The organism is Capnocytophaga genosp. AHN8471 (assembly GCF_016806945.1).
Lineage (GTDB): Bacteria > Bacteroidota > Bacteroidia > Flavobacteriales > Flavobacteriaceae > Capnocytophaga > Capnocytophaga periodontitidis.
Map to the genome: position 1 here is coordinate 78,594 of NZ_JAESPJ010000029.1, position 22,316 is coordinate 100,909.

Below are 22,316 nucleotides of genomic sequence, written 5' to 3' on the forward strand. Positions count from 1 at the left end.
GCCACAAATGTATGAAATAATTAAGAATTATAGTCAAAAAAATTAAAATTTAGAGAAGCTATGAGTTTTTTTGATAACATATATACTCATAAAAAGAAGTTAGAGCTGTCTCTAACTCTTAAATTCTGATTGTCTAATAGATACTTAATAAAGATTTTTATTTTTCTAACTAAATACTAGAAATCTATATTTTTCTCTTATAGAAGAATTGAAATAATTTTCATTACCACACCATACTTAGTGAAATACGTTTGCGCACTTCGTCTTTCTCTATAACTTTTACTTGCACTTGTTGGTGAAGTTTAACTACTTCATTTACATCAGAGACATAACCTTCTTTTAGTTGAGAGATGTGTACCAATCCACTTTCTTTAACACCTATATCCACAAAGCAACCAAAGGCAGTAATATTATTTACTATACCAGGCAATATCATTCCTACACGCACATCATCAAAGGTTTTTACATTAGGGTCGAAGGCAAAGGCTTTAGCAGTAGTACGAGGGTCGAGCCCTGGTTTTTCTAATTCCTTTAATACGTCCTTCAAATAAAGTTCACCCACCTTATCTGTTTTGTACTTTTGAATATCAATAGAGGCAATAGCTTGCTTGTTACCTATAAGTTGTGCAACTGAGATACCCGTGTCCTTCGCCATTTGTTTTATGATAGGATAGGCTTCGGGGTGTACTGCTGAATTGTCGAGCGGGTTCTCACTATTATGTACACGTAAGAAAGCTACTGCCTGCTGGTATACTTTATCACCCAAACGAGGTACCTTTTTTAAGTCTTCTCGCTTACTAAAAGCACCATTAGCCGAGCGGTAAGCTACTATGTTTTCAGCCATCTTCTCTCCTATTCCTGATACATAACTGAGTAGTGATTTGCTTGCTGTGTTGAGGTTTACCCCTACCTTATTCACGCAACGCACTACGGTTGCATCGAGCTCCTCTTTCAATAACAACTGGTTTACATCGTGTTGGTATTGACCTACTCCTATGCTCTTAGGGTCTATCTTCACTAATTCAGCTAATGGGTCGGCAAGACGCCTGCCTATGGATACTGCCCCACGTACAGTTACATCGTAATCGGGGAACTCATCGCGAGCTATTTTAGAAGCTGAATAGACCGATGCTCCTGCTTCACTCACCACAAATACTTCTACCTTTTCAGGAAAAGCAATACTTCTTACAAACGACTCTGTTTCACGAGAAGCAGTACCATTGCCTATACTAATGGCTTGGATATTGTATTGAGAGACCATTGTGCTGAGCTTTTTGGTAGCCATAGTCATATCATTTTGGGGAGCGTGAGGGTAGATAACATCGTGCTGCAAAAGGTCGCCTTTTTCATCTAAACACACTACCTTACAACCTGTACGATATCCTGGGTCAATAGCCAAAATGCGCTTTTCACCCAAAGGAGACGCTAATAACAACTGTGAGAGGTTCTCGGCAAACACACTGATAGCTTTCGCATCGGCTTTATCTTTTGCCTCTTGTAGTGTTTCGTTGGAAATAGAAGGTTCTAATAAGCGTTTGTAGCTGTCTTTTACCGTTTTCTTCAAGAAATCGGCTACTTCTCCCCTACTCTTTATGATGTTTTCTTCCATAAAAGGTAAGGTTTCTTCACTATCTACTTGTACTTTTAGTTTTACAAATCCTTCTTTTTCAGCACGCAACATTGCTAATACACGGTGAGAGGGCGCTTTGTTAAGGGCTTCTTCCCAATCAAAATACTGAGCGTATTTCTGAGCTTCTTCCTCTTCGTTTTTACCTTTGGCTACTTCGCTACTGATAATTGCTTTGCGCTGGAATATTCGGCGAAGAGTGCGACGTATAAACGTATTCTCGTTAATCCATTCAGCTATAATATCCGAAGCTCCTTGTAAAGCTTCTTCTTCACTAGGTACTTTATCGGAAAGATAACGCCCTGCTAATAGTTCCAAGTCGGTTACACGCTGACTCATTATCTGTTTTGCAAGAGGTTCTAAGCCGTTTTCTTTGGCTACATCGGCTTTTGTTTTACGTCGTTTTTTGTAAGGCAGGTATAAGTCTTCTAATTCATTGAGCTCAAAAGAGTTCTCAATACGTTTGCGCAATTCGTCTGTAAGTTTTCCTTGTTCTTCAATAGAAGAGAGAATCGTTTCTTTGCGCTTACAGATATTGTCGTAATCAGCTTGGGATTTGGCTATATGCTCAATGGCTACTTCATCTAAATTCTGAGTGCTATCTTTTCGATAGCGTGCAATGAAGGGGATAGTACAGCCTTCGGTTAATAGTGAAAGTGTGTTTTCAATAGCTTTTTCAGGTAGTTGTGTTTGGGCTTTTATATATTGAATGTTTGTCATAGTGATTTATCAAAATTGCTAATTTCTATTGGGTCTTTATCTTTTTCAAACCAACGGGCAGTAAATTCTCCTTTTAAATTTATTTCATCTCCCATTACACGCAGCCAAGAGCCTTCACGCAACCCTATTACTGGTATATTGTTGAACACGTGAAATTCTTTAATACGTGTTTCGCGAGTTTCGCCTTTGTGTTTGCTATGAGGGTCGGGATCAAGATAATGAGGGTTGATATTGAAAGAAATAAGCTCTAAAGTACGGAAAGAAGGAGGATAGACAATAGGCATATCATTAGTAGTTTGCATTGTTTGTCCTGCTATATTACTTCCTGCACTCGTGCCCATATAGGGTGTACCTCCTAATACTACTTTGCGTAAAGAGTTTATAATATCTAATTGATATAGAGCATTTACTAATACAAAGGTATTACCACCTCCTGTAAAAATAGCTTCTGCCTGTTCTATAGCTTGTTTAGGATTGACAAAAGTGTGTAAACCTACTACCTTTTTGTCTAATTGTTGAAAAAAATTAGCGGCCATTTGAGTATACTCATCGTGAGAAATTCCACTGGGGCGTGCATAAGGTACAAAAAGAATTTCGTTAGTTCCTTGGAAAAAATCGCTGAGTTCATCACGCAAATAAGAGAGATAAGTACCACCATATACAGTTGAGGTACTAGCTAATAAAAGTTTTTTCATCGATTGTTGAATGTTAGGCTGCAAAAGTACTAAATAATTATGAGAGAAGCAAAATTACTATCAGTTCCTAAATTGCCTAATTGCTAAATTATCGCTACCTTTGCACCCTTAAAAACACACTATTTATGGATACATTTGAAAAGGAACTCAATAGACTTAATGCACCACAACGTGCGGCAGTACTTCAGAAAGAAGGTCCTATTATCGTAATTGCAGGAGCAGGTTCGGGCAAGACTCGTGTGCTTACTTATCGTATTGCTAACCTAATGCGACAAGGAGTAGATGCTTTTCATATACTTGCACTTACCTTTACTAATAAGGCAGCTAATGAAATGAAAAAACGTATTGCGGATATTGTAGGCAATAGCGAGGCTAAAAATCTATGGATGGGTACTTTTCACTCTGTATTTGCTAAAATATTGCGTTTTGAAGCTGATAAATTAGGTTATCCTCAGAACTTTACTATCTATGATACTCAAGACTCTCAACGACTTATTAATGGAATTATTAAAGAAAAGGAGTTGGATAAAGATGTATACAAATACAAACAAATACAACAACGCATTTCTTCTTTAAAAAATAATCTTATTACAGTACGAGCTTATTTCAATAATCCTGAACTTGTAGAAAATGATGCTATTAGGAAACAACCGCGTTTTGGAGAAATCTATCAGGAGTATGTAGAAAGATGTTTTAAAGCAGGAGCTATGGACTTTGATGATTTACTGCTGAAAACAAATGAATTGCTGAATGTATACCCTGAAGTATTAGCTAAATACCAAAATCGCTTTCAGTACATACTTGTAGATGAGTATCAAGATACAAACCACTCTCAGTATCTTATTGTAAAAGCTCTTGCTGACCGTTTTCACAATATTTGTGTGGTAGGTGATGATGCTCAAAGTATTTATGCTTTCCGTGGGGCAAATATCAATAATATATTGAATTTTAAAAGTGATTATCCTGAAGCTAAAGAATATAAATTGGAACAGAACTACCGCTCTACTAAAAATATAGTGGAAGCAGCTAACAGTGTAATTGAACACAACAAAATACGGTTAGATAAGGTAGTATTCACTGAAAATGAGATGGGAGAGCTTATCAAAGTACATCGTAGTCCTACTGATGCCGATGAAGGACGTTTTGTAGCGAGTTCTATCTTTGAAAATAAGATGCAGCACCAGTTAGCTAATGGTAAATTTGCCGTACTTTATCGAACTAATTCACAATCGCGTGCTATAGAAGATGCTCTTAGAAAACGTGATATACCTTATCGCATTTATGGAGGACTTTCATTCTACCAACGCAAAGAAATTAAAGATATGCTTGCTTATTTGCGTTTGATTATCAACCCTAATGACGAAGAAGCATTGGTACGCATTATCAATTTTCCAGCTCGTGGTATTGGAGAAACTACAATGGAGAAACTTACATTGGCAGCCAATCACTATAAGAAGTCTATCTTTGAGATAATGTACAATGTGAATAAGTTACCTGAATTACATATCAATAGTACAACCAAGCAAAAACTCACAGATTTTGTGGTGATGATACTCAACTTGCAAGCACTCAATCAGCGAGCGAATGTATTTGAAGTAGCAGAACAAGTAGCTAAAAAAACAGGATTATTACAAGAGTTTAAAAAAGATGGTACTCCTGAGGGGATCGCTAAAATGGAAAACATAGAAGAGATGCTTAATGGTATGAAAGACTTTGTGATTGGACAAGAAGATGTAGCGGATAGTATAGGTAGTTTAGCTGAATATTTAGAAGATGTATCTTTAGCTACCGATAGCGATAAAGAGATAGGAGATGACGATCGTGTAGCCTTAATGACAATTCACTTAGCTAAAGGCTTGGAGTTTCCGTATGTATATATAGTGGGAATGGAAGAAGATCTCTTTCCTTTAGCAAAAAGTATACAGTCACGTGATGAATTAGAAGAAGAACGTCGCTTGTTTTATGTGGCGCTTACACGTGCTGAAAAACAGGCTTATCTCACCTATGCTGAAAGGCGCTATCGTTTTGGAAATCTATCAGATACCGAACCAAGTAGGTTTATAGAGGAAATAGATGAACGTTACTTACATTATCTCACTCCCACTTTGTCTAATCCTAACTATCGTTATAAACCTTTGATAGATAGAGATATTTTTGGTGAAGTAGATAAGAGCAAATTGCGTTTACAAAAGCCTATCAGTGGTACCCCCCCCTCTAAAAATGCCCCTACGGGTGATGAACAACAGCGATTACGCAAGCTTAAACCCGTGAATAGTATACAAAATGCTTCACCTAACAGAATTATCTACAACGAATTAGAAGTAGGAACAACTGTTTATCACGAACGTTTCGGTAAAGGAATCATCAAAGCTCTTGAAGGTGTAAGCAATGATAAAAAAGCACAAGTTAATTTTGAGTCAGGAGGACTGAAGAATATACTATTGCGTTTTGCAAAACTCACTATAATAAATGAATAGAAAAAAGGTGTCGTTATGAGACACCTTTTTTCTTGTTATATTTAAAATAATAAGCTAACATTTTGTAGTAGAGTTTTGCAGCTAAGAAAGCAGTTGGTTTTGCTTGCGGACTATCCATTAGTTCTACAATATCAAATGCCACTACATTACATTTTTTAAACACTTTACGCAAGAGTTTGAGCGTAGGATACCATTGTAAACCACCTGGCTCAGGAGTTCCTGTTGAAGGTGCTATTGCTGGATCAAAAGCATCTAAGTCAATAGTGATATATATATTACCAGATACTTTGTCTAATACATCCTCTATCCAATTGTTATTTTTAGCAATTTCGTGAGCAAAGAACACACGACCTTTAGGCAAATATTGTTTTTCTTCTGCATCCATTGAGCGGATACCTACTTGTACCAATTTGTGCTTTTGGTTCGCTTCAAACACAGCACAAGCGTGATTAGAGGTAGAACCATGATACTCAGGACGTAAATCAGTATGAGCATCAAGTTGTAATACAGTGAGTTTTTCATATTTCTCACCTACAGCCCGTATTGAACCAATAGACACTGAGTGTTCCCCACCAAAAAGAGTAAAGAGCTTATCTTCGTGTTTCAATAGTTCTTGGGTCTTTTCATAAACGGCTTGTGTCATTGCTTCAGGTGAACTACTTTCAGTTACTTCACCTGCTAAATACACTCCATTGAGGTAAGGCTCAGTATCAGTTTCAATATCGTATAACTCCATATTTTCTGAGGCATCTAAAAATAATTCAGGACCTTTGTCAGCTCCTTTGCCCCATGTAGATGTACCATCATAAGGTACTGTTACTAACATTACTTTGGCATTTTCCAGTGTTGCATTTTCCTCTGGAATTCCAGCATACGTTCTTTTCATTGTTTATATATTTAGCGAATAAAGTGCAAAGGTAATAAAAAAATCCTAAGTATATATACTTAGGATTTTTTTAACGCACAACACTACTAAGATTATAGGTCTATCGCAATCGGTCTGCAGATTTTACGAGCTTCTCGTCCCGTCTGATAGCCTTGTTGGCCATAAACAAAAAAACGATAGAAAGCACGGGTGCGAAAACCCCAACACCTTTCTCAGAAATAAAGCTTTCTCCAGGTGAGTTTAGCATTCGATATACAAATATTCCTAGTAAAGTAAAATTTATAAGTATATTCAGCCAGTTGAGCCACTGCTGAACACTTCTTTTCTTATATTTAAATATGCTGTAGATAGCCAATACAGCCGAAAGGGCAAAGACTATTGTTCTGATCCAATCCAACCCAAAAAGAACAGGAAGACCTGCTACTATTGCAACTATCAGCATATAAACTGTTTGTATTCTCTGAATCATCTGTTATTGTTTTTTTCAGTGGGCAAATATACTACTTTTCTTGAAAATAGGAAAAATTATTTCAATTTATCAAAGCCATTACCATAAACTCCCATGACATTTGTTTTGGTTACAAACGCTGAAGGGTCTATAGTACGTACTAAGCGGAAAATAGAAGTAGCTTCTGTTCTACGAGCAATTACAATCACTATTTTCTGTGAAGATTTAGAGTACCAACCAATACCATCAATAATAGTACAACCACGTTTTAGTTCACTATTGATATGGTTTGCAATTTCATCGTAGTGTTTTGAAAATATAAATAACTGCACTGATTGTCTTGCCCCATTGATAACAATTTCAACCATTTGCCACATCAATGGAAGAAGGATAAGCCCATAAACAGTTTTTTCAATTGAATTGTCTTGATGTTCTAAAATGAAGAAAGAGGATAATACAATACACACATCCACTACCAAGAGAATACGTGCAATACTCATATTCCAATATTTAGTGAGTATAAATCCTATAATATCGGTACCACCAGTACTTCCATTAGCCGAATATACTAAACCTAAACCTGTACCACAGAGTAAACCACCCATAATTACAGAAAGAAAATCACCACTCAAAGGAGGGTGTTCCAAAAAGTAAGGCATCAAATACTCTTTCCCTGCCCAAATCAATCCTGATAAAATAGATATGGAGATAAAAGTTCGGTAAGTGAACTGTTTGCTCACTGCCTTAAAACCTATTAATAAAAGGGTGATATTAATTGTCCAATAGGTAATAGCAAAATCTAACCCCAATTTGTAATTTAGGATAAGGCAAATACCTGCTAATCCTCCTGTTACTATCCCATTAGGCATTATAAAGCCTGTAATACCCACAGCGTAAGATACTAACCCTACAAATATAGTAAGGTAATCTCTTAGATAAAAAGATTTTAAGTATTTAATAGTTCTACTCTCTGATATAGCCATTGATGTAAGAATTTAAAAGAATAAATGTTCTTATTTTTAAGAAACGGCGCAAAAGTAATACTTTTCATTGAATTGCCAAACAAAATTATTGCAAACTTTCTTTGATACGACGGATAGCTTTTCGCAAATCTTTCTCAGAAGCTGCATACGAGAAACGAATGCAATTAGCATCTCCAAAAGCTTCTCCTGTAACAGTAGCTACCATTGCCTCTTCTAATAGATATAAAGAAAAATCAGTAGCATTGTTTATAACGCGACCTCTTAAGGTTTTACCAAAGAAAGACGATATATCTGGGAACACATAAAAAGCTCCTTCAGGAATGTTGAGTTTAAAGCCTTCAATCTCATTTAAAAGTTGTAATACTAAGTCTCTTCGACATTTGAACTCATCTACCATATATTGTATTTTGCTCTTAGGAGCTTTTAAAGCTACAATAGAAGCTCGTTGTGCTATGGCGTTAGCACCACTCGTTACTTGTCCTTGTACTTTAGCACAAGCTTTAGCAATCCATTCGGGGGCTCCCATATAACCTATACGCCAACCTGTCATTGCAAATGCTTTAGACATTCCATTTACAGTAATAGTACGTTCATAAAGGCCATCGATTTCAGCAACACTAGTTACTCTCTCATTGGTGAAGTTGATGTATTCATAAATTTCGTCAGAAAGAATGAAAATATGAGGATGTTTCCTAAGTACTACAGCAAGGGCTTCTAATTCGGATTTGCTGTAGATAGAACCACTAGGGTTACAAGGGGTATTGAACCATACCATTTTTGTTTTAGAAGTAATAGCAGCTTCTAACTGAGCAGGAGTTATTTTGAAGTTATTCTCAATGGTTGTGTGAACCTCTATTGGAATGCCTCCTGCCATTTTAGCTATTTCCTTATAACTCACCCAATAAGGTGCAGGAAATATCACCTCGTCACCAGTATTGAGCATCGCCAAAGCTACATTTGCCAAGCATTGTTTAGCTCCCGTAGAAACTACAATTTGTGAAGGTTTGTAATTGAGATTGTTGTCTCTTTTGAACTTTTCACAAATTGCCTCTCTCAGCTCCAAATACCCGTCAATAGGTGTGTATTTGCTGTAATTTTGCTGTATAGCCTCAATAGCGGCATCTTTTATAAAATCAGGAATATCAAAATCGGGTTCACCTAAGCTAAGACCGATGATATCCTTGCCTTCAGCTTTGAGTTCTCGTGTTTTAGCTGCCATTCCTAAGGTAGCCGAAACTTCCATAGCGTTGATACGGTCGGATAAATACTGTTTCATATCGTTTTGTTATTTTATTTTAGTTGTAATTGTACCCATACAGGTAAGTGGTCAGAGGGATAGAGACTATCGATGCGGGTTTCTATAATTTTGTATTGTTTGATTTTAATAGATTTTTCTGTAAAAATGAAATCTATATGTCCTTTCAGTGGCTCATCGGTTTTAAAGGCATTAAAAGTACCCATATTAGGTGTTTTGTTAGTGGGAGATAACTGAGTATCATACAGCTGTGTTGCTATCTTTTGTACAGCAGGATGTTCAGTAGGGAGATTGAAGTCACCCATTAAAATAACTTTCCCATTTTTGGCAATTTCTTTGATTTTTCGTAAAACTAAGTCAGCACTTTGTATTTGAGCTACTTTACCTTCGTGGTCAAAATGAAGATTGAATACCCAAAAGGTCGTTTTTTTGTCTTTGAGTTTCACCCAAGAACAGATGCGATTACAGCAAGTAGCATCCCAACCTAAGGAGGGAACATCAGGTGTTTGAGAGAGCCAAAAGTTACCTTTATCAAGTAAGACAAAACGATTTTTTTTGAAGAAGATAGCTGAGTGTTCACCAGCTTCTTTACCATCATCACGTCCCACACCTTCACGTTGATAGGTAGGAAAACGCTCTTCCAAGAATTTAAGCTGATGAGCTAAGGCTTCTTGTACCCCAAAGATATCAGGATTTGCATCGTTGATAATGGTAAATACCTTTTCTTTTCTATTGCCTTCTGTCCAAGAGTTTATACCATCGTAGTTGTTGTCATAGCGAATATTGTAAGTCATTACGCTTAAGTTTTGTGCTACAGTAAAAGCTGGTAAAATACATAAAATAAATAATAATTGTTTCATATAAGTCAGATATTTTAAAGGTCGTATTTTATTAATCTGGAGCATTAATTGTTAGAGTAACTCCTTTATTTCCTTCTTTATAAATCTTGTAATCAATACTTCCTGCTGATTCAATCCAGAGCATATTCACTGTTATACTATCTTTATACAATCGATATTTAATTTCTATAGATTTATTTTTAGTGAATAATGTATCTTTTTTTGGTAATTTCTTTAATAAATTCTGATCTTTTTCAACTGCTCTAAGAGAATCATATAAGGCAGTAAAGTTTGTAACATTAGGGTATTCACATATAGTAGTAAAAGTGAAATTATGATGGTTAGCTATATCTTTACAATTTTTGCGTTTTTCATTAACTTTCTTTTCTATTTGAGATGATACTCCACAAAATGTTTCAAAATCGTATTGGTCTAACAAAGAAGTGTTAAACTTTAGCTCTTTAGGGTTATCGGGATCTGAAAAAATATCATAAAGTTTCTTCTCAGTAACATTCAATTGCAACCAACCTATAGGCATTGTCTTGCTATCTCCATCAGTAGGAAGGTATACGCACATAGTAATGTTATCTAACTCTGCTTCATCTATATAGAGATAACAATCGGCAATAGATACTTCAGCTAAAGGAATAAAATTTGAAGAGCGCATCACTTTTGTAAGCCATTCTTCACAAGAAAGTTGTTCTTTTTGAGAAATGGTATCAGAAATAGAGGTAGACAGTTCCTTTTCTGAGGTTTCTTCTTTAGATTTTTGTTTGCAAGAAGAAATCAGTAAGATACAACATAAGAAGATAAAATAATTAGTTATGTTCTTCATAATACTATTACTCTTTTCGGTAAATTGGATAAATAATTTTATTTTCTTCTTGTACTCCTTCTCCAAAAATACTATCAAAAAAGTTCCAGTTGAAGAAAGAATCAGCAGCAGTAGGTTCCAAGGTTTCTAACAAATATCGTTTGGCAAACTGTGAAGTAGGTACCACATAATCACCTTTGTAAAGCTGCATTTTTTCTTTATGATTACTTACTTGGGTGTCATAATGTAAATAATGCCCTTCAAATGGATGTGTTATAGTCTTAAAGTCTTCTATTTGATAATAATTTACATTCATCAAAGTATCTTTTGTGAGCTCTTTCATTTCTATATTGTGAGCGTTGAGTCGTGCAATTACTTGTTGCCACGCTTTGGGAATTATGTAGTATTCAGATGATACTTCTTTAGCATATGTCTGAGCTTGTTTTATTTTTAGTTGTTTAATATACTGATTATCAGCATCGGCAACTTCTATAATAGTTTTCATAGTTTCATAGTTAGCTTCTACCCGTTGTTTATACGATTGAAATATATGAGTATTTAAGCGAATACCTATACAATTCCAAAGTGAAGCATAGCCAATAGCATTGTTTGCTCTGCCGATAGTATCATCAACAATTAAACGTCGAAAAGGTTTGTGAAGTGTATCTTTTTTGAAAATATCACTTCTATTCAGGAGGGTATCAGCAAGGCGTGGTGTCAATACATTTTCAATATACCCTCCTAAGAAAGCTCCTAACTTTTGTTTGTTAGAAAATGAGTAGCTAAGAGTGTATTGATACTCTTCTTTTCGGCTTACTTGGTTGTCTATAAAAATATCGGGTTGTATTTCTTGAAAGATTTTAGCGAAAGATAAAGTATTTTCTACATCAGCTTTTACAAAATCGTTGTCTAAATTATAGTGAGCAGCACTCTCTTTCCTGTTTTCTTGCATTCCTCCTATATTATAGACAGGAATGGTTACTACCATCACATTCCCAGAAAGTTTGATTTCATTTTGGGCTAAATTACGGAAAAGCAACATCGTAGCGTCCACTCCGTCAGGTTCATCGCCGTGAATTGCATTGTTGATGAAGATAATAGTTCGTTCTTTGCGGTATTTATTGAAGTTAAATTCAGCATCAGGGCTGTATATCACCAAATGCAAGGGTACACCATTATCAGTTTGTCCCATTGTTTTGAAAGATATAGAAGCAAAGTCTTGCGAAAGTTGTTTGTAATAATCAATCACTTCCTCATACGAAGAGCTTTTTAAACCATCTTTATTTTCAAAGGGAGTTTCATATTTCTCAGGAGACGAAAAAAAATGAGTTTCGCAACTTGCAAGGAGTAAGGCTGATAGTATGTAGGTGATATATTTCATTTTATACAATTCATTTTTTACTTTTTAGTATCTGATACCCAATAGTATTTCCCATATTTTTCATTAGGAAGTACTTTTATAAGCCATTTCGTATTGGTATATGTTCCTGTTTCATTCAAAACTACAATACCATCAGCTAATAGATTATCTGGATTATTATTTTCATCAGAGTCAAAATCAAAAACAGAAACTTGCATTCCTTCTTTCAAGCTTATTTCATTGCCATTAGAATCTGTTTTTATATCAGCTTGTGATAGGAAATATAAATCCTCCCAAGGGGTATTAAAGTCTATCCATATTCTTGGTTTATCCAGTAAAGAAGGATCACATTCAGCACCTTTTTGTACATATACAATTGCACCTTCTCTCTGATATGAAATTATTTGAGCCATTTCTTAATTAATAGATCTTATTCCTTTGTCAAACAAATTTACTTTGTAGCCCAAGGCTTTGGCATCATTGGCACTATAAGCTACACAAAAATCACCTGCTAAACCACAAAATACGAGTTCTGTAATACTTTTGTCCTGCAAAAAGCCGTGCAAGCCCGTATTATTAAGTTTGTTATTATCAAAAAAAGCACTGTAACTATCTATTTCGGGGTTCATTCCTTTTCTAAAAATGGCTGATATAGGTCTTATGTCGAGGTCTTTATGTAGTTGAGCACCAAAAGTCCCTTGCACACAGTGGTCTGGCCACAGTATTTGCTCTATACCATTTAACTGAACTACATCAAAAGGCTTTTTACCCTTATGCTGACTTGCAAAACTTTTATGGGTAGCAGGGTGCCAATCCTGAGTAGCAACTACAAGGTCATAACCTTTCTGCATTTCTGCATTGATAAAAGGTATAATTTGATCTCCTTCTTTCACAGGTAAAGATCCTGTAGGCATAAAGTCATTTTGTACATCAATGATAACGAGTGCTTTCATATAGTCGTGAATTTGCGCCCAAAATTACAATATTTTCTAATATTATTACTATCTTTGCCCTAAAAAATATTTTGCTAATGCACTTTTTATCAGAAGATTTAGAAAATTATGCCAACGAACATACTGATAATGAGCCTCTTTTGTTGCAAGAACTCAGTAAGCGTACACACCTTAGTGTACTCCAACCACGAATGATTAGTGGGCATTTACAAGGGCGTTTTCTCAGTTTATTATCTAAGTTAGTACAGCCTAAAGTTATTTTGGAAATAGGTACTTATACGGGCTATGCTACCCTTTGCTTGGCAGAAGGATTATCAACGAATGGAGTACTACATACTATTGATATCAAAGAAGAACTCATCGACTTGCAACGTGAATTTTTTGACCGTAGTGGCTATGGAAGTCAAATAGTACAACATCTCGGTAAAGCTGCCGATATTATTCCTACTCTCAACACTACTTTTGACCTTGTTTTTATTGATGCTGATAAACAAAACTACAGTCTTTATTTTGATTTGGTTATCGAAAAAATGAACCGAGGTGGCATCATTCTTTCGGACAATGTGTTGTGGAGTGGTAAGGTAGTAGAAGAAGTAAAACACAACGATAAGCATACTCAAGCACTAATGATATATAATCAGAAGTTAAAAGATGATCCACGGATGGAGACAGTGTTATTGCCTATTCGTGACGGCATTACGGTATCAAGAATAAAATAAGGAAAATTTGTATATTTCGATAAAAGTATGTATCTTTGTCGCTTGAAACGCTTTAGATAATTAAATGAAATGACTAATATAGAATCTTTTAGAGAAACTATTACTAACGGCTATACCTTTAAAGGTGATGCCATCATCTTAGGTGGTGCAGTATACGAAGGGCAACCTATTGAAAATGCTTTAGTAAAACTACCTTTAAAAACTTTAAACCGCCACGGGCTTATTGCAGGAGCTACAGGTACAGGGAAAACTAAAACACTACAAGTAATTGCTGAAAACCTTTCTAAAAAAGGTGTTCCTGTACTTTTAATGGACTTGAAAGGTGACCTCAGTGGGATTGCAGTATCGGGTGAAGTAAAACCTTTTATTTTAGAACGATTAGGAAAAATAGGATTAGATTTTCAACCACAAGCTTTTCCTACCGAATTACTTACTATTTCAGCTCAGAAAGGAGTGCGTATGCGCGCTACTATTTCAGAATTTGGTGCTGTATTGCTCTCACGTATCTTAGACCTAAGCGATATACAAGAGGGCGTTCTCGCAGTTGTATTCAAATACTGTGATGACCACGCATTACCTCTTTTAGACCTCAAAGATCTCAAAAAAATTCTTCAATATGCTACTGAAGAGGGCAAAACAAGTTTTGAAAAAGAATATGGTTCTATCTCTAAAACCTCTACCAGTGCAATCTTGCGTAAATTAGTAGAGTTAGAACATCAAGGTGCTGATCTTTTCTTTGGAGAGCGCAGTTTTGACCCTCAAGACTTATTGCGTACAAACAACCAAGGTGAAGGCTATGTGAATATCATTAGACTTACTGATATACAAGATCGTCCTAAGATGTTTTCTACCTTTATGTTGAGTCTGTTAGCTGAGATATACACTACTTTCCCAGAAGTAGGTGATATGGAGAAACCAAAATTGGTTATCTTTATAGATGAGGCACATCTTATTTTCAATGAAGCCTCAAAAACCCTTCTCAACCAATTAGAAAATATTGTAAAACTCATACGTTCTAAGGGTGTAGGATTGATATTTTGTACTCAAAATCCAACAGATATACCTGATGCAGTGCTCTCACAATTAGGGATGAAAGTACAGCACTCACTTCGTGCATTTACAGCTAAAGATCGTAAAGCTATTAAGCTAATCGCTGAAAATTATCCTTCATCAGAATTTTACGACACTACAGAAACCCTTACGACACTTGGTACAGGAGAAGCTTTAGTGACTGCGTTAAATGAAAAAGGAATCCCTACACCTTTGGTAGCGACGATGATGCGCGCTCCTATGAGTAGAATGGAGATACTTACCGACACCGAAATAGAAAAACTTGTAAATAACTCTGAATTGGTACGTAAGTACAACGAAGTTATCGATCGTGAAAGTGCTTATGAGTTACTCAATAAAAAAATTGAAGAAGTTCACGAGGAAGAACAAAAGCAAAAAGTAGCTAAAGAAGAGGCAGATAGGACAGAAAAAGTAGAAAAAACATCATCTAACAACAATTCTAAAACTCCAGCAAAACGCTCAGGACAAAACCCATTAGTAAAAATGGTAACCAGTGCTACCTTTATACGAGGTGTATTAGGAATATTGAACAAAATTATCAAGAAATAATGAAAAAGCTTATCATCACCGCTATAGCCTTGATCGGGCTTACTGCTTGTAACAACAGCAAAAATAATTTTCTCATTACTAATAACAGTATAGGGGTACTTCAAAAAAATACACCTATACAAAAATTAGATTCTATTTTTGCTAAGGATTCAATTGTAAATTCTAATGTGGAAGGAGAGTTGCGTTATGCAAGTTCTGAGCGCATTACAATCCTTAGCAAGGATGGTAAAGAACTTCTTGAAATCACACCTACTACCAATGAAAAAGGCGTAGAAGTGATAGAGAGCGTACTAGTACTCTCTCCTTTGTACACTACTGAAAAAGGTATATCATTAGAGAGTACTTTCAAAGATGTGAAAGATAAATACCCTGATTTAGAAATACAACCCTCTATTAGTAGTGTGCTCGTTACTCCTAAAGGTCAAAATTTCTATTTTACATTCGATAAAACTGCAATCAAAACTGCTTTCGGTCTTACTGATAATATCTCTAAAGATGATATAGAAGAGAGCGCAAAAATCAAACATATCACTATCAACTTTTAAAGTTAAGTTATATATTATATAAAAAATGAATAATTTTAAACTAAACAGCATAGAAGAAGCTGTAGAGGATATAAAAAAAGGAAAAGTAATCATTGTAGTAGATGATGAAAACCGTGAAAATGAAGGAGACTTCATAGCAGCAGCTGAGAAAGTAACTCCAGAAATGATTAACTTTATGATTACTCACGGTCGCGGATTAGTATGTGCGCCACTTACTGAAAAACGATGTGCAGAGTTAGACCTACCAATGATGGTGCAGAACAATACCGTACTACACGAAACTCAATTCACTGTATCAGTGGATTTGAAAGGAAATGGTTGTACTACAGGTATTTCAGCTTTCGATAGGGCTAAAACTATCCAAGCATTGGTAAATCCTGAAACTAAACCATTTGATTTAGGACGCCCAGGACATATATTTCCACTCCGTGCTAAACAAGGAGGTGTGTTACGCCGTTCAGGACATACTGAAGCTGCTATAGACCTCACACGTATAGCAGGGCTTTATCCTGCAGGTATTTTAGTAGAAATACTTAATGAAGATGGTACGATGGCTCGCTTACCTCAATTGGTAGAAGTAGCTAAAAAGTTTGATCTTAAAATCATATCTATAGAAGACCTCATTGCCTATCGTATGCGCAAAGATACTTTAGTGGTAAAAAAAGAAGACTTCTTATTGCAAACTCCTTATGGAGAATTTCGCTTGCGTGCTTATGAGCAAACTACTAACAAACAAATCCATTTGGCTTTTACAAAAGGCACTTGGAAAAATGATGAAGCTGTTCTCACTCGTGTACATGCTTCGTTTATTAGTAATGACATTTTAGAAGTGTTAGCAGGTGATAAAGATAATCCATTAGAACGCATCTTTAAGAAAATAAACGAGGAAGGCAAAGGTGCTGTAATTGTAATCAATAAAGAAAGGTATTCTCAGAACCTATTACAACATATTACTCAAATGAAGGAAAACCAAAAAGGAAATCCTCTACCTCAAATAGATAAAGACACTAAAGATATAGGTATGGGAGCTCAAATACTCAATGATTTAGGTATTCGTAAATTGCGATTGCTTAGCAATTCTAAAAATGCGTCAAATTATGTAGGTATGTCAGGCTACGGACTTGAAATCACAGAAGAAATTCCTTATTAAAAACAATTTGATGAAAAAAATACTATTCTTTTTTGTATTATTCAGTTGTGTTTTTACTCATTCACAAGAGCTCAATGCTATAGTAACAGTAAATACACAGCAGGTGAATTTGAGCAATCGTTCAGTATTCAAAACTTTAGAAAAGTCATTGCAAGAGTTTATCAATCAAACGCGATGGACAGATATAAAGGTGCGTGAAAACGAGCGATTGCGTTGTAGTTTTACATTGGTGATTACTAAGTTTGAAAATACACGTTATGAGGCTACTCTTTTGGTACAATCGTCGCGACCTGTGTATAATAGTGCTTATCAATCACCTATTTTTAACTTGCAAGATAAAGAAGTATCTTTTGAATATCAAGAATTTGCACCACTTTCATTTAATGAAAGTACTTTTGAGTCTAATCTTACTTCAGTAGTTGCTTACTATGCTTATTTGTTATTAGGATTTGATGCTGATACTTTTTCAGAAAAAGGAGGGTATCCTTATTTTATCAAAGCCAAACAGATTGCTAATTTAGGACAAAATAGTGGCTATGAAGGATGGACAGATAATGGCAGAAATAATCGGTTTTCACTTATAAATGAACTTATTTCTGAGAATTATGACGATTACCACAAAACTCTATACCAATACCACCGTTTAGGCTTAGACCAAATGAGTTCTAATGAAAAACAAGCTAAAGAAACAATTCAAACTGCTATCTTATTACTAGATAAAATACCAAGTCTTCGCCTTAATTCCTATGCAATGACACTCTTTTTTAATGCAAAAACTGACGAAATTACAGCTATTTTTGCGGGTGGAGTAATGGTAGATACTAAAAAACTAAAAGAAACCTTACAAAAATTAGCCCCTACCCAAGGTGCCAAATGGGGAGAAATTAAATAACGACTATGCTCACATCTCTTTCTATAAAAAACTATGCTCTTATAGATGACTTGAAAGTAGATTTTCCTGAAGGTTTTATTATTATCACAGGTGAAACAGGTTCAGGTAAATCAATTATGCTTGATGCTCTCTCTCTTATTTTAGGGAAACGTGCCGATATGGCTTCCCTTCGTAATAAAGATGAAAAATGTGTAATAGAAGCAGAATTTTCACTACAAAAATACAGCTTTCAATCGTTATTTAACGAATTAGATCTTGACTATGATTTACAAACAATTATTCGTCGAGAGATACTCCCTTCAGGTAAATCAAGGGCTTTTGTAAACGATGTTCCTGCTACTTTAGAAGTACTTTCTCGTTTAGGAGAACTTTTGGTAGATATTCACTCTCAGCATCAAACTTTGGCCTTGAGCGATATTTCTTTTCAGTTTGAAATTATTGATACTATGGCTGATGATCAAGCACTTCTTACAGCATATTCACAGCTTCATCAATTATTAAAAAAGGAACAGAAAAAATTACAAGAACTTATCGAATTTCAAAAAAATGCGACTAAGGAATATGATTATAATCTACACCAATTAAAAGAATTTAAATCAGTTACATTAGAAGAAGGCATTTTGGAGGAATTAGAAGAGAATTATCAAGAAGCTTCAAATATAGAAGATATAAAAGAAAGTGTAGCAGAAAGTATACAGTTGCTTAATGATGAAGAGGTAGGGATACTCAATAAATTACGTGAACTCAAGCGCGCATTTTCTAATCTTGCAGAATACAAACAGCAATACAGAGAACTCTATGAACGTATAGAATCAGCATTTTTAGAACTCGAAGATTTGAACAGTGAAATAGCCTATATAGACGAAAATATAGAAACTGATCCTGAGAGTTTGGAGGAAATATCGGCTCAACTCAACAAAATATATGCACTCCAAAAGAAACACAAAGCAACTACAGTTGCTGAACTTATTAAAATTCAGAAGGAATTAGAACAAGCTGTGTCTAAAACTGAAAGTGTGGATATAGATCTCAATCAACAGCAAAAAGTAGTAGAAGCTCAAAAGCTTGCCACCCTTGAGAAAGCCACCGAGATTCACAATGCACGTGAAAAGGTAATTCCTGCTTTAGATGAGAAACTCACGTACTTTATGCACGAACTCGGTATGCCAAATGGTAAATTTGCCATAGAACTCAAAGCTACTGATAGTTTCTTTACTAATGGTAATGATGAGCTATCATTCCTATTTTCAGCTAATAAAGGTGGAGACTTTGGTACTTTGAAAAAAGTAGCTTCAGGAGGGGAACTTTCACGTATAATGTTAGCAGTAAAAGCTATTATGGCAGAGCATACTGCATTGCCTACTATAATGTTTGACGAAATAGATACAGGAGTGTCTGGAGAAATTTCTCAGAAAATGGGTGATATAATGAAAGCGATGAGTAAAAACCGACAAGTATTTGCAATTACTCACTTACCGCAAATAGCTGCTAAAGGAAATTATCACTTTAAGGTATTTAAAGAAGATGTGAATGGCAAGACTACTACACATTTGAAATTACTCACTGAAGAAGAACGTATTACTGAACTATCAGAAATGTTAGAAGGTAAAAATAGTGGAGTTTCAGCACGAAACCACGCAATAGAGTTATTAAAAAAGGGATGATTAATTCATCCCTTTTTTATTGACTAATCTGATCGTAGAATTTATCAAAAATAATTTTAAACCATTCAGTATATTGATGAGGAAATTTTGTAATATCAGCTTTGATGTTTTTAGGAGATGTCCAACGCCAATTGGATACTTCATCAGGGTTAATAATAGGTGAATCGTTGTAATAACCTATAAGAATATGGTCGAGTTCGTGTTCAGTAAGCCCATTGTCAAAAGGAGCTTTGTAAATAAAACTTAACACTTCACTAAGCTCTGTAACAAATCCCATTTCCTCTTGTAATCGGCGTTTACCAGCTTCAATAGTAGTCTCTCCTTCACGTGGATGACTGCAACAAGTGTTTGTCCACAAATTAGGTGAATGGTACTTATTAGCAGCTCTTTGTTGCAACATAATCTCCCCTTTATCGTTAAGTATAAATACAGAGAAAGCCCTATGCAATAGCGCTTTTTGATGTGCTTCAAGCTTCTCCATCAAGCCTATAGGGTTATCTTGTTCGTCTACTAATATTACTTTTTCTTCCATCGTAAAGGTTTATTTTACTTCTACCCTATCACCTTTATCAATTCCCCATTTATCAGCTAAACCTCCATTAATTTCGAGTACATACATCGCAGGTTTTTCTGAAGGTAAAGAAGTTTCATCGTATGGACGGGCGTTTTTAGCAATACTTACTATCTTCTTATCTTTGTCTAAATAAATAATATCCAAAGAAATTTCAGTGTTTCTCATATAAAAAGAGCGTGGTGCTTCTTCAGAGAATATAAACCACATTCCTTGATGTTCATCCATTGAAGAACGATACATCAATCCTAAGGAACGTTCCATTTCATTTTTTGCAAACTCTACATCAATGGTTTGGATAAGAGAATCGTTTTTGAAAATAGAAAGTTCTCCGTCTTTAGTAAACTGAATGTCATCAGGGGTAATCTCTACGATTTGTTCAGTTTTATTATTGCCAAAAAAACGGGGCAAAATGAGAGCGATTGCAGCTAAGGCAACTAATGCCAAAGCTACTGTTACAAAGTGTTTTCTAAAAAATTGCATTTTTGTTTTTGAATATAATTATACTTTTTGTGTTTTTCTAAATAGTAAATAGAAGCCTGCTATGATAAATGGAATGCTCAGCCATTGACCTGTAGAAAGTAAACCTAAAGAATTTTCAAACCCTCCTTGACTTTCTTTTACAAATTCTACCGCAAAACGAATACTCCACAAAGCTATTAAGAAAAGACCGAAAATAAAGTAAGGTTTATTCTTTTTGTCAGTTTTCCAATACACGTACCACAATACCCAAAACAGACAGAAATAACCAAAGGCTTCATATAGTTGTGCAGGGTGTTGGTAAGGAATAGAGGCTAATATTTCGGAGAAATGTGGGTCGTGAGCAATGAGTTGGTAAGCCGATTGTGGGTCAGACTGTTGAGTAATTTCCATTGCTTGGCGTGGTGAGATAGCTCCTCCTTGTACAAATTTCACCCCTAAAGGAAAAGTGTCACTTACTTCTTTACCATTGATTTCAGAATTGAAAAAGTTCCCAAAGCGCACAAACATTCCTCCAATAGTAATAGGAATTACTACACGGTCTAATATCCACGATAGGCTAATATCCTTATATTTACGCACATATAGTATCATTGCAATAATAATCCCTACGGCAGCTCCGTGGCTCGCTAAGCCTGAAAAGCCTGTAGGCTCCCAACCGCCACCGGGTTTCTCTTTAATAGGTAAAAAGATTTCGAGCAAGTGGTCTTTGAAATAATCCCAATTGTAAAATAAGCAATCACCTAAGCGTGCACCTACTAAGGTAGCAACTGCTGTATAGACAAATAAAGTATCAAGCTGTTGTATAGTTTTACCTTCGTTGAGGTATATTTTTTTAGTCAGATACCACCCCAAGCTAAAAGCGACGATAAACATTAAGCTGTAATAACGAAGAGAAAATGAGCCTACAATAGGTAAGTTTATAGTAGCGAGAATCTCATTAGAATTCCATATAAAATTTAAAGCAATCATATAGTGATAGTTTTGAGGGCGTAAAAGTACAACTTTTTATTGAATGCACAAGCAATTTGTATGTATTCGTATTTTTTAGTACTTTTGTCGCCTGATATAATTAATAAAAAATGCGCATCATTTCAGGAAAAAATAAAGGTAAACAACTGATAGCTCCAGCCAAACTCCCTGTTCGACCTACGACCGACTTTGCCAAGGAGGCTTTGTTCAATATTCTTAACAACTATTACTATTTTGATGAACTTTCGGTACTTGACCTTTTTGCGGGTACAGGAAATATCTGTTATGAATTTGCTAGCAGGGGGTGTCCTTCACTTATTGCAGTGGATAGTCATAGTGGTTGTGTACAGTTCATTAACAAAACAGCACGTGAGCTTGACTATCCTATCACGGTGCTCAAAGCTGATGTGTATGAATACCTCAAACGTACTATACAGCGTTTTGATGTAATCTTTGCTGACCCTCCTTATGAACTTCCTATAGAAAAATTTACTGAGATTGCCGAGCTCGTTTTTGAAAGAGATTTTCTCAATGAAAATGGCACTCTCATTATTGAACATTCTTCTCGTACTGACCTTTCAAATTTACCTCACTTTGTAACCTCTAAAAAATATGGAGGTTGTGTGTTTAGTATGTTTGAATAATT

Annotated in this window: 22 protein-coding genes; 8 read left to right on the forward strand and 14 right to left on the reverse strand. The window is 35.4% G+C overall.

The window, feature by feature from the left end; translation table 11 throughout:
* Window positions 1-223 precede the first annotated feature (223 nt).
* The gene (locus tag JMN12_RS12450) at window positions 224-2,347 is read right to left on the reverse strand and encodes a Tex family protein (protein ID WP_203139537.1); all 2,124 of its coding nucleotides are present in this window, start codon (window positions 2,345-2,347) and stop codon (window positions 224-226) included.
* Complete coding sequence (gene pepE, locus JMN12_RS12455; RefSeq protein ID WP_203139538.1) at window positions 2,344-3,042, reverse strand: dipeptidase PepE; 699 nt, start codon at window positions 3,040-3,042, stop codon at window positions 2,344-2,346. Before pepE ends, JMN12_RS12450 begins: the two co-directional genes overlap by 4 nt.
* A 125-nt stretch (window positions 3,043-3,167) precedes the next feature.
* Here pepE and JMN12_RS12460 point away from each other — a divergent pair, with 125 nt between their 5' ends.
* Window positions 3,168-5,519 (forward strand): ATP-dependent helicase, encoded by a 2,352-nt coding sequence (locus JMN12_RS12460; protein ID WP_203139541.1) that lies wholly within the window; start codon window positions 3,168-3,170, stop codon window positions 5,517-5,519.
* Between the two features lie 13 nt (window positions 5,520-5,532).
* Here JMN12_RS12460 and speB read toward each other — a convergent pair whose 3' ends face one another.
* The 9 genes from speB to pncA form a co-directional block, all read right to left on the reverse strand.
* Entirely contained in the window at window positions 5,533-6,405 is an 873-nt protein-coding gene (gene speB, locus JMN12_RS12465) for an agmatinase (protein ID WP_198465934.1), read from the reverse strand.
* Window positions 6,406-6,505: 100 nt separating this feature from the next.
* Window positions 6,506-6,874 carry a DUF4293 domain-containing protein gene (locus JMN12_RS12470; protein ID WP_040361118.1) on the reverse strand — a complete coding sequence of 123 codons (369 nt, stop codon included), beginning with the start codon at window positions 6,872-6,874 and terminating at the stop codon, window positions 6,506-6,508.
* 56 nt (window positions 6,875-6,930) lie between these two features.
* Entirely contained in the window at window positions 6,931-7,836 is a 906-nt protein-coding gene (locus JMN12_RS12475; RefSeq protein ID WP_009751121.1) for a YitT family protein, read from the reverse strand.
* Between the two features lie 85 nt (window positions 7,837-7,921).
* A complete protein-coding gene (locus JMN12_RS12480) occupies window positions 7,922-9,112 on the reverse strand; it encodes a pyridoxal phosphate-dependent aminotransferase (RefSeq protein WP_198465935.1) in 1,191 nt (396 codons plus the stop codon).
* A gap of 14 nt (window positions 9,113-9,126) precedes the next feature.
* Complete coding sequence (locus JMN12_RS12485) at window positions 9,127-9,951, reverse strand: endonuclease/exonuclease/phosphatase family protein (RefSeq protein ID WP_198465936.1); 825 nt, start codon at window positions 9,949-9,951, stop codon at window positions 9,127-9,129.
* Window positions 9,952-9,982: 31 nt separating this feature from the next.
* Entirely contained in the window at window positions 9,983-10,765 is a 783-nt protein-coding gene (locus tag JMN12_RS12490; RefSeq protein WP_227002864.1) for a hypothetical protein, read from the reverse strand.
* A gap of 7 nt (window positions 10,766-10,772) precedes the next feature.
* Window positions 10,773-12,125, reverse strand: a complete 1,353-nt coding sequence (locus tag JMN12_RS12495) for a M14 family zinc carboxypeptidase (RefSeq protein WP_088594290.1) — start codon at window positions 12,123-12,125, stop codon at window positions 10,773-10,775.
* 17 nt (window positions 12,126-12,142) lie between these two features.
* Entirely contained in the window at window positions 12,143-12,517 is a 375-nt protein-coding gene (locus JMN12_RS12500) for a hypothetical protein (protein ID WP_088594289.1), read from the reverse strand.
* Between the two features lie 3 nt (window positions 12,518-12,520).
* Entirely contained in the window at window positions 12,521-13,057 is a 537-nt protein-coding gene (gene pncA, locus JMN12_RS12505; RefSeq protein ID WP_009751127.1) for a bifunctional nicotinamidase/pyrazinamidase, read from the reverse strand.
* Between the two features lie 77 nt (window positions 13,058-13,134).
* On the opposite strand from pncA, the gene JMN12_RS12510 reads away from it, so the two are divergent.
* From JMN12_RS12510 to recN, 6 genes are all read left to right on the forward strand, one after another.
* Window positions 13,135-13,776: an O-methyltransferase gene (locus tag JMN12_RS12510; RefSeq protein WP_088594288.1), complete on the forward strand. Its 642-nt coding sequence runs from the start codon at window positions 13,135-13,137 to the stop codon at window positions 13,774-13,776.
* A gap of 69 nt (window positions 13,777-13,845) precedes the next feature.
* Entirely contained in the window at window positions 13,846-15,396 is a 1,551-nt protein-coding gene (locus JMN12_RS12515; RefSeq protein WP_203139542.1) for a helicase HerA-like domain-containing protein, read from the forward strand.
* Window positions 15,396-15,941 (forward strand): hypothetical protein, encoded by a 546-nt coding sequence (locus JMN12_RS12520; RefSeq protein ID WP_203083479.1) that lies wholly within the window; start codon window positions 15,396-15,398, stop codon window positions 15,939-15,941. Before JMN12_RS12515 ends, JMN12_RS12520 begins: the two co-directional genes overlap by 1 nt.
* 25 nt (window positions 15,942-15,966) lie before the next feature.
* Window positions 15,967-17,091 (forward strand): 3,4-dihydroxy-2-butanone-4-phosphate synthase, encoded by a 1,125-nt coding sequence (gene ribB / locus JMN12_RS12525; RefSeq protein ID WP_009751131.1) that lies wholly within the window; start codon window positions 15,967-15,969, stop codon window positions 17,089-17,091.
* 10 nt (window positions 17,092-17,101) lie between these two features.
* A complete protein-coding gene (locus JMN12_RS12530; protein WP_034556004.1) occupies window positions 17,102-17,983 on the forward strand; it encodes a DUF4835 family protein in 882 nt (293 codons plus the stop codon).
* Between the two features lie 5 nt (window positions 17,984-17,988).
* The gene (recN, locus tag JMN12_RS12535) at window positions 17,989-19,647 is read left to right on the forward strand and encodes a DNA repair protein RecN (RefSeq protein WP_203139544.1); all 1,659 of its coding nucleotides are present in this window, start codon (window positions 17,989-17,991) and stop codon (window positions 19,645-19,647) included.
* Window positions 19,648-19,663: 16 nt separating this feature from the next.
* Here recN and idi read toward each other — a convergent pair whose 3' ends face one another.
* From idi to lgt, 3 genes are read right to left on the reverse strand one after another with little or no spacing between them, the layout of a single operon-like run.
* Window positions 19,664-20,179 carry an isopentenyl-diphosphate Delta-isomerase gene (gene idi, locus JMN12_RS12540; protein WP_009751134.1) on the reverse strand — a complete coding sequence of 172 codons (516 nt, stop codon included), beginning with the start codon at window positions 20,177-20,179 and terminating at the stop codon, window positions 19,664-19,666.
* 9 nt (window positions 20,180-20,188) lie between these two features.
* A complete protein-coding gene (locus JMN12_RS12545; RefSeq protein ID WP_203082196.1) occupies window positions 20,189-20,701 on the reverse strand; it encodes a DUF192 domain-containing protein in 513 nt (170 codons plus the stop codon).
* An 18-nt stretch (window positions 20,702-20,719) separates the two neighbouring features.
* Window positions 20,720-21,670: a prolipoprotein diacylglyceryl transferase gene (gene lgt / locus JMN12_RS12550; protein ID WP_203082197.1), complete on the reverse strand. Its 951-nt coding sequence runs from the start codon at window positions 21,668-21,670 to the stop codon at window positions 20,720-20,722.
* Between the two features lie 110 nt (window positions 21,671-21,780).
* Between lgt and JMN12_RS12555 the strand changes: the two genes are divergently transcribed.
* A complete protein-coding gene (locus JMN12_RS12555) occupies window positions 21,781-22,314 on the forward strand; it encodes an RsmD family RNA methyltransferase (protein ID WP_203139545.1) in 534 nt (177 codons plus the stop codon).
* The last annotated feature ends 2 nt before the right edge of the window (window positions 22,315-22,316 follow it).